We start from the raw sequence: 13,416 nt of genomic DNA, 5'->3' as shown, positions 1-13,416 counted from the left end.
GACAACGGATAATTCGCCTCATGACTTCTGCCTCCACCAACCCCGACACGCTGAGCTACGACCAGGCCGGCGTCAATTACGACCTGATCGACCCGCTGAAGGTGAGCGCCCAGCGCGCCGCCGCGGCCACCGCCGTGCACCTGGCCGGTCATGGCTTCACCGAGGTCGCCGCTTCGCGCGGCGAATCGGCCTACGTGGTCGACGTCGGCCCGTTCTACCTGGCCAGCATCGTCGAATGCCTGGGCAGCAAGGTGCTGGTGGCCGACGCCATGGCCGAGCTCACCGGCAAGAGCTGGTACGAAGGCATCGCCCAGGACACCATCGCCATGGCCGTCAACGACCTGATCACCGTCGGCGCCACGCCGCTGGTGGTGCAGGCGTACTGGGCCGCCGGCGGCAGCGACTGGTTCGGCGACAAGGCCCGCGCCCAGGCGCTGGTGACCGGCTGGAAAAAAGCCTGCGACACCTGCGGCGTGGCCTGGGGCGGCGGCGAAACGCCGGCGCTGGCCGGCATCGTCGAAGGCGATCGCATCGACCTGGCGGCTTCGTGCACCGGCATCGTCAGCCCCAAGTCGCGCTTGTCGGTCGGCGACGACCTGGCCGCCGGCGACGCCATCGTGCTGCTGGCTTCCAGCGGCATCCACGCCAACGGCCTGTCGCTGGCGCGCAAGCTGGTGGAGCGGCTGCCCGACGGCTATCTCACCGAAGTCGAGCCCGGCCTGAGCTACGGCGAGGCCCTGCTGGCGCCGACCGTGCTGTATTCGCCGGTGACCGAGGCGCTGGCCAAGGCCGGCATCGGCATGAAGTACTGCGCCAACATCACCGGCCACGGCTGGCGCAAGCTGCTGCGCCATCCGTCGGCTTTCACCTACCGCATCGCCCAGGTGCCGCCGATCACGCCGGTGCTGAAGTTCATCCAGGAGCACGCGAAGCAGGACGACCGCGAGGCCTACGGCACTTTCAACATGGGCGCCGGTTTCGCGCTCTTCGTGAAGTCCGAGGACGCCGAGCGCACGGTGGAAGTGGCGCGCGCGCTGGGCGTGTCCGCGATCGTGGCGGGCCAGGTGGAAGCCGGCCCGAAGCAGGTGGTGATCGAGCCGATCGGCGTGACCTTCGGCCACGACGACCTGCAACTGCGCTGAAATCACCGACAAGGCCCGAAAGGGCTTTTCCGGCGGGCTAGAATATGAGTTGACGGGCCTCCTCGCATGAGGAAGCGGCCAACCGGGTCAGGTGGGGAACCAAGCAGCCCTAACTGTGGAGTCAGTGCCGGGGGTAAGGCTCGTCAACCAATTCAGCAAACCCAGTTTTCACTCGGAGCCAGCATCCATGCGGCTTGCGGAACGAAAACTGCGGCACCAAGGTGTAGCACCAAGGAGTTCTACAGAGCGGCGGCGTCATCAACGTCACCGGAGATTCCATGGCTTTCAAGATTCCAGGGACCTACCTACGCGGTAACAGGTTCTGGCTCAAAGTACTCGCCCCAAAAGAGCTTCAAGCCCGCTTCTACGGCGGCAAGCGCATTGCCTTCGATGGCACGCTTGGCACAGGGGACCCCGAGGTCGCCCGGGCAAAGGCCGCTTCTGTTCGCGCGGACCTGGAGGCCCAGTTCCTGCGCCAGCGCCGCGAGTTGTCCCCACCCCGACTCACCGCCGTCAGCCCAGAGCTTCGCCAATACATCACGGGCGTACTGTTGGCTACGGAGATGGCTAGGGACGCACAGCAGCGGATCGACAAGACCGGAGCCAGCAGGGTGCACAGGGCCCCTACGGTCGGCTATGCGGCCGAGGACGGCACCTTGCCTGAAGCGCCTGAGGTCGCCCGCATATCGCCAATCAAACCCCTAGCGCCTGAGGTCGTGTCTTACCGCGCCAAGGTCCACTTGCAGCAGCAGGCCATAGTGCGCAGTCATATGGCTGCGGGAAACTTGGAGGTTATGATTCCGATTCTGAGGCCCCTAGTAAAACGCATGGGCCTTGAGATTGACTATGAGTCCCAGGACGGCGTTCAGTTGCTTCAGGAGGCCCTGGAGACCTATAGCGGCGTGAAGGACTCAGTGGTCCAGAAGGACGAGGGCATGGTAGTAGCCACCCCTGCCCTCCCCTCGCCTCCCCAGGCGCTCCAAGAGGTCACAGAGGCTCCCAAGACAGACGGCCAATACCTCCGGGACATCAAGGCCGAATGGCTCGCTATAAAGCCCCGCACAGGCCCCGCATCGAGGATCATGGACAGGGCACTCAGGCTCATGGCTGACGCGGGAGTTAACTTGCCACTGGCTGAGATAACCCGACAGCACGGCGCCACCCTGCGTGCTTACTTGGTGGCGACGGGCATCAAGGGCCAGTCAGTCAAGAACCTGTTTGTACCTTTGCAGTCGCTTCTCAATGTTGCAGTAGATGCCGGGAAGCTACAGGCCAACCCCTGGGCAGGATTGAGGATTGACACATCCGACTCTGTACAGCGGCTACCGTGGCGGTCCGAAGACCTCAACAAACTTGCCGAGGCCAACAGGTTGCGCACCGACGCTGGGCGCTGGCTGCTCCCGTTGGCGTTGTATACGGGGTGCCGCGCTGGAGAAATGGCCCAAGCGGAACTCGAAGACATCCGCCAGATCGACGGCATATGGTGCCTAGAAGTTCACAGTCGCCCCAGTGAATCGAACCCCCATCGGTCAGTGAAGACGAAAGCCGGCGAACGGCTCATCCCGATAAGCCAGCACTTGGTTGACTTGGGCTTTCTTACATACGTGAATTCTGCAAAGAAGTCAGGGGGCCGATTTGTGTTCCCCGAATTCATTGGGGAGGGCAAGCGCATTCCAAGCGACTTCGCCAGCGCAGACTTTTTGAAGCTAAGGGAAATTGCTGGGGTTGAAATTGACGAGCGGTTCACACTTCACTCTATCCGCCATAATGTGCGGTCGGCTTTAGCAGCAGCACATGTGAACGACCAAATTATTGATAAGCTTGTCGGCCATGAAAGCGGAACGGTTCAAGGCCGGTACACCCATGCCACAACCTTCACTCTATCCCAGGCAGTAGCCAAGTTGGATTGGACAGTTTTGCTGCTCGGTTAAAGATGGTACTAAGAGGTGGTTAGCACCACAATTTATTTGTTTGATTCTTGCGGACAAGCAACAAATCTGTGAAAACAATTTTCGATATTCGCTCCGATGAAGCTTACGTTCGACAAGGAGTGCTTAAAGCCGGTCAACGTTGGTACTCGTTCGACCGGCGCATAGCTGAAGCAAGGCAAGGGCTCGCCACCAAATTTGCCATGACTCTCTGGAATGTTTCAGTTTGCCGAGATACAACTACAGGCAGTTACTGGTACAAAATTCCATATGTCTGGGGAGGTGAGACCTCAGCAAATCGTAAGGGCCTGTGCGAAGCGCTTTTAATTGCGTCTAAGCAAGGAATTCCCATGGTTGGAATTCTTAAGAATCATGATAAGCCACATAGGTGCTCGTCGCGCCATCTTTTCACCATTGTTAAAGTGGTCGAAGGAGTAGATCCAACAGCCACCTGGATCAAAATAGAGCCCTCCGACCCAGAAGACATTGGTTGTACAGTTACATTGGATGCAATCCCAGTCGAAAATCACTCGGCGCCACAACTTGCCGATATTGAGCGCGAGTTCAGTTTAGCAGTGCAAAAATCCAAATCTGACCGTTCGGAAAGGTTGAAACGGTTATTGGGTGCTGGAAAAATCCCAGAAAAGATCACTGTGACCACTACGGTCTACCGAAGAAATCCGGATGTCGTGGCTGAAGTTCTTGATCGCGCAGGCGGAAAATGTGGCTATTGCAATCAACGTGCGCCATTCGTTAGATCCTCAACTGGCGAGCCTTATTTAGAGGTCCACCATGTTCAACGTTTAGCGGACGGGGGAGAAGATAGTGTTGAAAACGCAATTGCGGCGTGTCCCAATTGCCATCGCGAGAAACATTATGGCCTCACGACCTAAAGACCTAGACCTCGCCCTCGTTCTCAGAGCATTTATAGCGGCGCTGATTGCCTAAGACCCGCAATACCATATGGGCGCAGCATCGAGTCCCAGGAAAACCTTTCGACTACACATAACCACGTCTGCCGATACCTGGACCCCTGGCCCTTACTCGCCCGATATGTCGTCTCCCACCCAGTAATCAGGATGCCGCGCTCAGTCACACGAATGCGGCAGTCCTTAAGGGCCGGAAGCTCTTGGCTGTTGCCGGGCCCGACCAACTCGGCCTCATAGCAGTCCTTGCCCCACATGCTGAAGGGGGCCTTGTAATACCGCAGACACCCATGCTTCCCTGGATGAATTCCGCTCTCGAACGCGCGTCTATCCAGCTTGCTGCCCATGAATCGGAGTCGATACGCGAAGACCATCATGGGGCGGAAGTCTAGTCGAAACACTGGTTGGAAATACAGTGTTAGACGGGCGTTAAGTGGTCGCTTCAGCCGGCTCCCGCTCCAGGTCTGCCGAGAAATTCTTTGGGTCCTCAGCCAGAGCTTTGAGGGTCTCCGCGGCGAAGGTCCGCATTAGCAGCTCGCCCTGTTCTGACACGACCAGCCAATTACCCGCGACGTAGCCAAGGGCCTTGTCGATCCTCACGACCACCGGGGACCAGCCCAACTTGTTATCTACCCCGTGGTAGATGGGGCCTCCGGACACCGGACAGACCTCGGGGATCGCGATGTCCTTTGCCTGGATGGTGGAGGCTCGTCCTGCCGCGCGGTCTCGGCATCGGGCGTTTGAAGCCATACGGACCCGTTGGTCCTCCCACCGATGCTGGCGGGTGTACTCGATCAGTTCCTCCCTCCGCGCTTGGTAGGCGTCCTTCAGGCATGCCTTGCATCGGGTCTGCAAGCCGTTCGCGTTATGGGGGTGCCGGTAGAACTCAGAGGCATCTTTAGTCCGCCTGCACCGACAACATGTCGCTTCCAGCGCAGGGGTGGTCACTATGGTCCTTGGCATCACACGCCTCCCTTCGCTTTCGCACGGGCCCTGGAGAGCCTCGTGGACTCCTTAGTGGTCTGGGGGTTCGAGCGGTACTGGGCCTTGCGTCTCTCGATCATGCAAGCCTTGCAGCTCGCGTACGGGCCTGAGACGGGGTGGAGGTAGTAGGAAGTCTGCGGGAGGCTGCGCTTACAGCTTGAGCATTGTTTGGTGGGGATGGTGGTCATAAGGTTCTGCGGGAGTTCCTGGGGGACTGGGTGGGTTGGATGGGCGCCGGTTGTTTGTTCGGCAAGACAACAGAGGTGCGCAAGTACGTGACCCTCTTTCGAAGGACGGCTTGGCGCCTCTGTGGCGCGGGCTTGATGGCCCAAAAAGCAAAAGCCGGCACTAGGCCGGCTGAGGGTGGTGAGTGGTGGTGGTCAGACTGTCGTGACACCATCGGCGCAATACCGCTTCACGGTCGCCGTAGATAGTCCGAAGTATTCAGCGGTCGCCGCGATGCTGGCCCCGTGCTGGAGACGCCATGCGGTGACCTCGGAGGCATTGCCGACCTTGGGGCGACCCAGGCTTACCTTGCCCCTATGCGTGAGGCCAGTGGCCTCCAGCGACTTCCTAGCGGCCTCACGACCCGCTGAGGTCCGCTCTCGGATGCGCTCCCGCTCCATGTCTGCGACCTGGGCGAGAACCGCAAGGATGAGTTCGCCGACGCCCTTGGCGATCCTGCCGAGCCCATGGACTTCCACGGCTACCCCTTTGTTCAAGAGAGCCCTGACGGTCGCTTGGACGTCCAGGGCATCACGGCCCAAGCGGTCAACCGCGTAGACGAAGATAGTGTCGCCCTTGCGGACATAGCTCAAGAGCTTGGAGAACCCGGGGCGCTGAGCAGCCGGAATGCCTCCGCTCACGCCCTCATCTTGGAACTCCTCATCGAAGGAGCCCCCAAGGGCGTCACGTTGGGCGGCGATGGACTGGTCGGCGGTGCTGACGCGGTAGTAGGCGATGCGGCTCATGACGGCTGTGGATCAGAAGATATGGCTTCATTCTGATCTAACCAAAAGATACCGTCAACGCATTTTGATCTAAGGCGCCCGACCCGTCGCCTGGATGGCTCTTAACTTACAAGTTTTGATCTATGTACAGCTTGGCCCGGGAAGTCAAATCTCGACCGCTTGGCTGGACTATTTGGGCTGTTTCGGGCTCAGCTTGGAGAATCACCGCCCTCTTCTTCGCCTGAGCCCCAACCATGGCCCATCACCGTCCGGAACTGACTGCCCTTCAAAAGAGGATGACCACTGAGCTTGAACAAATGCTTAGCGAGGCTCTGCGAACTCCTGGGAGCCGCCATGAGGTACTTGCTGCATTCCTTACTGGCAGCGAGAAGCTGCTTAAAGAAGTCCCGACGACTGAAGAAGAGTTCGAAATCTGTCGGGCCATCCGAGGTCGCCGTGCAAACGCTCTGCGAGACCTGCTGGGCATTACCGCCAAGTACTGTTAATTACCGGCGCCCCGCAATACGCAACGCCCGCTAACACGTCGCTATGAAATAGCGGAAGCAGATGGCTAACTGGCGCATAATGAATCTCAAACAGTTGACCAACTTTGTGCCTTGGTCGATAGGGCTAACAGACGCACATTTTGAGTGCGTCATGCAAGACACCCCCATTTTCAATGCTTGGAGAGTCGCTGAATTAAACCTCCGCTTGGCCGAAGACAACTGGCACATGGTCGCAACAGCGCGGCCCCGCGCGACGGTCGAGCAACGGCTTAAGGCGGCAGCGAATATTAAGCACTGCCGACAAGTGGCATCGAACCTGTTTAGCCCTGCAATGGATGAACTGAGAGCTCTTGCTGAGGCCCAAGCCTGGACCGCGCTGAATACACGGCCAGCTAGTAACGACGAGCGTTGACCGCTGAATGGCAGCTGACATTGCGCCTTCGCGGCGCGATAGTCTCTTCTGCCTTGCTACATGTGCCAATTCAGATAGTTAGCCAGGTCGCCCCGTCGACACACGCAGCCTTTAGGGCCTCGTTCTCAGTCCCATAGACCTCCTCGGTGAACTCCCTGCGCACCGGGGCTGATCCTTCATAGGCGTGGACAACCCCGACCCAATGCTCATCCCGGCGCTCAGCCTTGGCGAACAGGGTGCATCCGGCGACGTGAATGAATGAGGGCATAGCCCCTAGTGTCACCGAAGGACCCCCGGGGGCATGGGGGACTTTGGTCGGCGAGCGGGACGAAGGATGACAGAGAAATTTTCGGGAGGTCCACAAGCCGTTTCCTGGGGACACCAGCACGACCTAGCGGACCACTTGGTTACGGGCCTCGAAGTCCCGCAGCCTCACCCGGCCCTGAAAGTGATCCTGCACGAAGAACGTGACAGCTCGGGCGTTCGCGCCTTGATACCCACCGGGATACGCAACGAGCCCGCGACCTCCTGCGAGGCCCAGGCCATCAACCTCAGCGACCCACGCGAGTCTTGCGCCGGGTGATTGGTCTTGCGGACCATGCGCCCCGCGAAACGGATAAGACGTACCTTCAATTTCAATGAAGCCGGTAATGGGATATTGGTCAGGCAAGTGTGCTTTCGGTTGTCCAACCCGTTATAGCAGCCGACCATCCTGGCTGACCCGAAGATCAACGTGGATGCCCGGGGAGGCTTGGCCGCTCATGTGGAAACTTTTTGCGCAGCGGGCTAAGCTCCGGCCATGGACCGAACCAAACTCTCACGCATGCAGGACGAAGCCATCGTGCGGGTTACTGAGGAGTCATTGCGCCTCTCCAGGATGACGGAAGCGCGACGGCTGAAACCTAGCCTCGTGGATCGCCAATGGTTCCCCTGGGTCGCAATGCCCGCCGCGATGGCCTTTGGTGCCACCATTGCGATTTCGCTTTCCCGCTGAGGTCGCATTCTGAGCGAAAGTGCCGGGCACCTAGTAGACCAAGATGCTCTCGGGCGTCAGGAATCTAGGGTCGCTCAAGCGCATGGTCTGCCCATCGCTGGCGCCCATCACGAGCGCAGCAACGCTGTAGCTGAAGTCATGCATTGCCGAGGTCTCGGCCCTGGACAGCGCACGGACCTCACCGTCCTCCAAGAACCACCGCGTCCGGGTGAGCTGGGGACTGCCGGCACGGCGTCCCGTCAGCCTTTCATAGTCTTCCGTTCGGATCACGGCGGCAGTCGCCGGGTCGCCCTCCAACGGAACCAGTGTGAGCCCCTGGGCGTGCGTGACTGCATAGGCTCGCTTGGCTTCCGGGGTCAGCATAGATGCCAGCAGACCTCGGGGGCGACCCGTGCGGGGAATGAGTACGTCCTTCATTCATTGCCTCCGATAGGAACGATCTTGAGGTTGCTGCGCGTGCAGTCATAGGGGCGGCTGGGGTCAACGAAGACCACCTTGGACCCGCCCAGCGGTCGCAACACGAGCGCAGGCAGCGCCACGCGCTCATTGGGGTCCCCAGGAGCCCGGCCGGGTTGATAGCGCAGCCGGGGAACGCCGAAGACGCCGTGGTAGCGCCCGACTCGATAGGCGTCCAAGCACAGGTCTTCCCGGCGAACTAGCCTGCGGAAGTCATCAGCGTCGATCAGTGCTTCGGGTTGCTCAGGGTCGCGGCAGGGAATGCGGATGATGCCCTTGGGGTCACGCAGGAGCACGGGAATGGTCGCGCTCATTGCGGCGCCCTCGGGGCTAGACGTGCTGGCGGGTCGCGCAGGATGAGCGGCGGTCGCGAGGGGCCCTTGGGGGCCTTCATGAGTTCGGCGGGTTCTGCATGTGTGCGCTGAGGCGCGGGTGGGTTGGTATGTGGCATGGGTAATGGGTGATGTGGAGTGGCGCCCAGGTGGGCGACCAGAAGCGAAGAAGCCCGGGCATTGCTGCTCGGGCTCCTAGGGTTACTTCCGGTAGTTCGGGTGCGCTATGGGCGTCCGCTGGTTCTGCACTGATCCCGTTACCGGGTCTGTTGCAGCCTTGATCTCGGCGATCTCTGCTTTGCGGGCGTATGCCTTGTCGGCAATGGCCTTGTCGAAAGCGTCGTTGTCACCCTGGAGGCGATAGCCGTAATGGATGCGGTATGTGTTGCGACCAGAGGAGTCAGGGGCACCGGGCACCGCGAAGAAGCCTTTGGGAAGACGAGTTCTGAAGAACGTGTCGGCATCGGCGGGGGACTTTGGGACCTCCAGGTCCTTGTCGCCAATGCGGACCGGCATGCCTCCGTAGAAGGCTAAAGGGCGCTGGCCGTTCGTCATTACCTGCATGAGGCCGACCTTTTGATCCGGTGGATTTAGGTATAGGTCATTGGGTTCACCCGGGTCTAGGCGATTGCCCAAGAACCCCGGGAACGCTTTAGCGAGCGCCGGTCGGTCGATCTCTGTGAACGTCCGCTGTGGGTCTTCCATCTCGCCAAGGCGGTTCAGCATCTTCATGCCGGCGTAGACAGGTTGGCCTTGGTAGTAAGCAACCGGGCTGTCAACCCGGCGACCCTTGCCGCCGTATTGGTCCGGGATGTAGCGCAGCACGCCATTCTGTGCAGCCACCGGAATGACCTTGGCCTTGATCTGCTCGGTCGCCCAGGTCGCGGCCTTTTGGAGGTTCGGCTTCGCGCCCATAGGGAGATTGACCCGCTGCTCCTCCAGGTGCTGCACCGTGAGCCTTTCGAGCTGACCCATAACGGCCGGAGCGAAATTCATCTTGTCGTCTCGGATCAGCCAGCCGCTGCGGTCTTGAGCCGACAAAACCAGCTCGCTGGCAATGCCTTGAATGGTGGCGCGAGTCGCGTCTCCGTTGACCGAGGGGTCGCCCAGTACTGTTTTCCAGTCCACGGCAGACCCGGGCCCCTTGGAGGTCTCGGAGGTCCTTGGAGACCCAGAGGTTCTGGAGGCCACTGCGGATCGTGCGGCGTTCTCCAGGCCACCCGAGTCCCGCGCCTGGGTCAAGACAACATCCAGGCGGGCACGGGCGGACGAGTCCTTCAGGATGTTCTGGAGATATTGGTCGCCCCCAGGCGTGGCCTGAAGTGCAGCAAGTCCGGTCGCTGCAATCATCACCTTGGCCGGGTCGTCGCTCATCACGAAGTCTTGGAGCCGGGCAGACGTGTTGTCATCGACTCCAAAGCCAAAGGATGCGCCGTGAATTCCCAACAACCTGCCGAACTCCTTGGCAGACTCAGGAGTCGCCAGGAAGTCAAAGCCCCCCTGGGGAGTCTGCGTTGCGGCGATGGCCGGGTACAGCGTGGCGTTCTCAGTTACCCATTGATTGACGGCAGGGATGAACAGCAGCCGCATGGCCTTCGAATACTCGATGTCGTCCTTGCCCTGCGATAGCCTCAATCGTAGGTCGCCTTTGGGCTTGCGCATCTCATCAAGAATGACGTTTACGTCTGCCTGCTTCTGTAGGGCCTCGCGGGCGCCCCTATGCCCTCCGGGACCCGAGCGGACCCAGGGGAATTGCGCCATGCCCACGCCGTGGATGTTGTCCACGTCGCTGGCCTCTTTCATGTGCGTCAGATATTCCTGGACTGGCATGAAGGTTCCGGACTCCTGATACGCAAGCTGGGCCGCGTGGAAGCTCGCGTTGACCCGCTCGACCGCTTGACCGGCTGCGACTGACTTGACCCGGTTCGTCTGCGCCCAAACCTTTTCGGTCAGTTCCAGGTAGACGTCTGGATTACGCTTGGCGAACCCCGACTCCCGCATCGCTGCCAGAACGGAAGCAGCTTGCCCCGGGTTGTAAATCGCGCGGGACAACACCCCGGCAAAGAACTTGTCGGCGTGCCCTATGTTGCCCTTCATAAGCCCCAGGGCCTCGCTATACAGCCCCTCGACCTGCTCTACTGTCGCGCCTTGCTGCTCCTGAATCTTCAAGGTCAGGCTCTTGCCGATGGTCTCAGCGATGTTGGCTTCCGAGGTCTGGGCGATCTGCTCGGTCTTGCGGGCGATCATTTGCTCGGCCCGCTGCTGCACGACGTAGGCGACCCGCCCATCGATAGCGGGATCGCCCGTGCCGCCCTTCATCTGGTCGGTGACAAAAGAGGTGGCAAATGCCTTGAGGTCGGTCCCTGGGGTATCGGGAAGATTCCGTATGGCAGCTTGGAGGTCGGTAGCGATGCCGCTGGCGGTCGTGTCAGCGACTGCCGTGTCGTAGGTGCCCTTGTAGTCTTGAAACTCGTTCAAGCCGGGATCGCGGGGCCGACCAGCCGCGTGGTCGGCTTGCGCCTGAACCGCACGCGCTGCGCGTTGGCGCTCGATGCCCGCCATATCTTCGGAATGGCGAGTGGAACTGTATTGCTCGACCGCCTTTTCAACCCCTCCGAAGAAGTTGGACAGGCTGCTCCCGAGGGATGCAAAGGCAGAGCCTTGGCCCTGGACCTGGGCAGCAACGGCCTGGGACTGATTGGTACTGATCCGGGCTGCGGGATTCGCGTCGGGCGCGGTGTAGCTCGGGGTCGTGCGGAACTGCTGTGAACGTTCGCCGGACATCACAGCCCCTGGGAGCTGGCGGGCTGACCTGGAAGGCGGGCGGACGGAGTTAGGGTCTTGAGTGGCATTGGTGCTGGGGAGTGGGTGCTGGGGAGTGGGTGAGCCGATGGGCTCGTGGAATCACCGGGCACGGCTGCGCCTAGCGGGCGAGCTGGACGGGTGTTCCGGGGATGCCCCTGGGAGGGGCGAAAAGGGGTCTAGGAGGCGCTGTTGGCCTTGTGGGATACGTGGGTCGTACCGAGCAGCCGGCCTAGGGTCCTACTCTGTGTCCTTCTAATCGTGCGGGCGCCGAGACACACCCCGGGAATGGCATCGCCCGATTAAAAAGACACATGGTAGATAGCGCTGGCCCAGGAGTAGAGAGAACTGAGATTGATGGGAGCGTGAAGACAGGAGTCCTGAGGATTCGAAAGGAGTCTTAGAGACCGGCAAGGATCAGCAGGGGTTCTGTCATGGTTACCCCCTCCCATACCCATCAAAAGATGAATTGGGACTGAGTGAAGGTTCCTGAATGACTGAGCCTGGGCACACCGGGCAGCGCCCTGACGCAGGTAGCCAGCGTGTGTTTGTGCTGTGAGACCATGGACCCCACGGTTGCCAGGGGAGTCATGTGGGCGATCTGCGCTCGGGCGGCTTCGATCTGCTCGGCTTGCTCGGCAGCGAGCCTCAGCATTCCCGAGTAGGTCTTCGGGATCGCGGGGACGGTAGCGGCTTCCAGCTCCTGCCAGCGGTCGATGATCTTGGCCCGCATGGTCACGGAATAGCCCGAGACCAGGATCAGGGTCTCCCGCTTGGGGAGATTGAACATCGGCAGCATGCGGCCAGTTGCGTCCCGGTAGCTGTCCTGAAAACTCAGGTGAGTGAATTTGGATGGGTCCAGCTCATCCAGCATCTTGCGGATGTCGGCCATACGTGTCCGGAAGATTGGCTGAAAAGTCAGCCGAGTGGCCGTCCAGCTCTGCCAACATGGTGCGGATGTCCACCAGTCGCTTAACGCCAGTTTTTACGACTTGATCGCAAAAGCTTCTCATCGAACAGGTGGTCGATGGTCGCAATGACATCGTGGTAGCGAGCGCTATGCTGAAGCCTTCAGGGACTCATGCGCCATCACCAAAGCCTTCGCCATGAAGACGGCGGGATCGGTGATGGCCTGCTCGGCGATCTGGGGAGTCATGTAGCCCCCGGTCTTGCGGATGACCGGCAGGACTTCTTTGGTCACCCAGCGTTGAAAGACCCGTGCGTGTTTCTGCCGTGATGCCATTACGAGGGCGTACAGGCCGGACTCATTCAGCATGGTTGGCGGGCTACCGCGCAAGCCGAGCGAAACGCTCTGCTTGTCTTCGGCTGACACGTGTGTCCGGACAGCTTCAGCCGGATTTGCGTAAGCCAAGGCGCGGCAAACATCAGCGCCCATGAACCATGGCTCCCCGTCGCGCTCAATGACGCGGAGGTTCAGGCCGGGGGCCCCAGAGCAACCGACGCTCCTAGGGTCCTCACCCTGTGTCGTTTTATTCTGATGAGTTTTCCCGACTCACCACCACCGATTTCGGGCCCTGCTGCTCGGGGGCCGTCCAGGCGCCGCGTAAGCCGTGGGGTCGGGCCGGCTGATTCCTTCGGTCTCGTATGGGTCCTCACCATAGACCGCCAGATATGCGCCGGGGGCGTAGTAGTACATCCATGCCTCGGCCAGTCGGCGGCTGTCAATCTGAAGTATCTCGGCCATTGCGAAGATATGTCGGGACGCCATTGCGACCTTGCCGGATTCAATTTGCCCAATGCTGGCGACCCAAGGCATTTCCGCGTGCGTAGCTACGGCGGTCTGGCTGAGGCCTAGTTGTTCCCGGCGTTGCTTTAGGACGGCGCCAAGTATCTTCCGGAGTGCATATGCGCCGACCTCGTTCTCTTTCGCCATATCCGCCTCGCATATTGAGACGCAAGCGAACACCGCCTGCCAAGAAAGTCTACAGCAGGCGGGATGAGGAACTCAATACCAGAATAAATG

11 protein-coding genes and 1 other RNA gene are annotated in these 13,416 nt (G+C 60.4%); 5 read left to right on the top strand and 7 right to left on the bottom strand.

What is annotated here, in order from left to right:
• Window positions 1-20 precede the first annotated feature (20 nt).
• The 4 genes from R9X41_RS08890 to R9X41_RS08875 all read left to right on the top strand — a co-directional run bounded on the left by R9X41_RS08890 (window position 21) and on the right by R9X41_RS08875 (window position 3,963).
• Window positions 21-1,142, top strand: a complete 1,122-nt coding sequence (locus R9X41_RS08890; protein WP_318634514.1) for an AIR synthase related protein — start codon at window positions 21-23, stop codon at window positions 1,140-1,142.
• 51 nt (window positions 1,143-1,193) lie between these two features.
• Window positions 1,194-1,290: signal recognition particle sRNA small type (ffs, locus tag R9X41_RS08885), an RNA gene on the top strand.
• Between the two features lie 130 nt (window positions 1,291-1,420).
• Window positions 1,421-3,073 carry a site-specific integrase gene (locus tag R9X41_RS08880; protein ID WP_318634513.1) on the top strand — a complete coding sequence of 551 codons (1,653 nt, stop codon included), beginning with the start codon at window positions 1,421-1,423 and terminating at the stop codon, window positions 3,071-3,073.
• 68 nt (window positions 3,074-3,141) lie between these two features.
• Entirely contained in the window at window positions 3,142-3,963 is an 822-nt protein-coding gene (locus R9X41_RS08875; protein ID WP_318634512.1) for an HNH endonuclease, read from the top strand.
• A 1,397-nt stretch (window positions 3,964-5,360) separates the two neighbouring features.
• Here R9X41_RS08875 and R9X41_RS08870 read toward each other — a convergent pair.
• Window positions 5,361-5,951 (bottom strand): recombinase family protein, encoded by a 591-nt coding sequence (locus tag R9X41_RS08870; protein ID WP_318634511.1) that lies wholly within the window; start codon window positions 5,949-5,951, stop codon window positions 5,361-5,363.
• Between the two features lie 1,720 nt (window positions 5,952-7,671).
• Here R9X41_RS08870 and R9X41_RS08865 point away from each other — a divergent pair.
• The gene (locus R9X41_RS08865) at window positions 7,672-7,842 is read left to right on the top strand and encodes a hypothetical protein (RefSeq protein WP_318634510.1); all 171 of its coding nucleotides are present in this window, start codon (window positions 7,672-7,674) and stop codon (window positions 7,840-7,842) included.
• 30 nt (window positions 7,843-7,872) lie between these two features.
• On the opposite strand, the gene R9X41_RS08860 is transcribed toward R9X41_RS08865, so the two are convergent.
• The 6 genes from R9X41_RS08860 to R9X41_RS23690 form a co-directional block, all read right to left on the bottom strand.
• Complete coding sequence (locus R9X41_RS08860; RefSeq protein WP_318634509.1) at window positions 7,873-8,259, bottom strand: hypothetical protein; 387 nt, start codon at window positions 8,257-8,259, stop codon at window positions 7,873-7,875.
• Entirely contained in the window at window positions 8,256-8,612 is a 357-nt protein-coding gene (locus R9X41_RS08855) for a hypothetical protein (protein WP_318634508.1), read from the bottom strand. Before R9X41_RS08855 ends, R9X41_RS08860 begins: the two co-directional genes overlap by 4 nt.
• Before the next feature lie 219 nt (window positions 8,613-8,831).
• Entirely contained in the window at window positions 8,832-11,414 is a 2,583-nt protein-coding gene (locus R9X41_RS08850; RefSeq protein ID WP_318634507.1) for a hypothetical protein, read from the bottom strand.
• A 475-nt stretch (window positions 11,415-11,889) separates the two neighbouring features.
• On the bottom strand, window positions 11,890-12,324 hold the full coding sequence (locus R9X41_RS08845) for a Rha family transcriptional regulator (protein ID WP_318634506.1): 435 nt from the start codon (window positions 12,322-12,324) through the stop codon (window positions 11,890-11,892).
• 165 nt (window positions 12,325-12,489) lie between these two features.
• Window positions 12,490-12,828, bottom strand: coding sequence for a BRO-N domain-containing protein (locus R9X41_RS08840; protein WP_318634505.1), 339 nt, complete (start codon window positions 12,826-12,828; stop codon window positions 12,490-12,492).
• Window positions 12,829-12,945: 117 nt separating this feature from the next.
• The gene (locus R9X41_RS23690) at window positions 12,946-13,326 is read right to left on the bottom strand and encodes a helix-turn-helix domain-containing protein (RefSeq protein ID WP_412556674.1); all 381 of its coding nucleotides are present in this window, start codon (window positions 13,324-13,326) and stop codon (window positions 12,946-12,948) included.
• Window positions 13,327-13,416: the final 90 nt, after the last annotated feature.

Origin of the sequence: Xylophilus sp. GOD-11R, from assembly GCF_033546935.1 — a bacterium.
In the GTDB taxonomy this organism is placed as follows: Bacteria; Pseudomonadota; Gammaproteobacteria; order Burkholderiales; family Burkholderiaceae_C; genus Xylophilus.
This window is presented reverse-complemented; position numbering and strand designations above follow the sequence as displayed.

What these genes read in the sequence shown, in the direction of transcription:
- R9X41_RS08860 (WP_318634509.1), bottom strand. Translation starts at nt 8,259, where the DNA reads ATGAAGGACGTACTCATTCCCCGCACGGGTCGCCCCCGAGGTCTGCTG.
- R9X41_RS23690 (WP_412556674.1), bottom strand. Translation starts at nt 13,326, where the DNA reads ATGGCGAAAGAGAACGAGGTCGGCGCATATGCACTCCGGAAGATACTT.
- R9X41_RS08890 (WP_318634514.1), top strand. Translation starts at nt 21, where the DNA reads ATGACTTCTGCCTCCACCAACCCCGACACGCTGAGCTACGACCAGGCC.
- R9X41_RS08850 (WP_318634507.1), bottom strand. Translation starts at nt 11,414, where the DNA reads ATGTCCGGCGAACGTTCACAGCAGTTCCGCACGACCCCGAGCTACACC.
- R9X41_RS08845 (WP_318634506.1), bottom strand. Translation starts at nt 12,324, where the DNA reads ATGGCCGACATCCGCAAGATGCTGGATGAGCTGGACCCATCCAAATTC.
- R9X41_RS08855 (WP_318634508.1), bottom strand. Translation starts at nt 8,612, where the DNA reads ATGAGCGCGACCATTCCCGTGCTCCTGCGTGACCCCAAGGGCATCATC.
- R9X41_RS08880 (WP_318634513.1), top strand. Translation starts at nt 1,421, where the DNA reads ATGGCTTTCAAGATTCCAGGGACCTACCTACGCGGTAACAGGTTCTGG.
- R9X41_RS08865 (WP_318634510.1), top strand. Translation starts at nt 7,672, where the DNA reads ATGCAGGACGAAGCCATCGTGCGGGTTACTGAGGAGTCATTGCGCCTC.
- R9X41_RS08870 (WP_318634511.1), bottom strand. Translation starts at nt 5,951, where the DNA reads ATGAGCCGCATCGCCTACTACCGCGTCAGCACCGCCGACCAGTCCATC.
- R9X41_RS08840 (WP_318634505.1), bottom strand. Translation starts at nt 12,828, where the DNA reads ATGGGCGCTGATGTTTGCCGCGCCTTGGCTTACGCAAATCCGGCTGAA.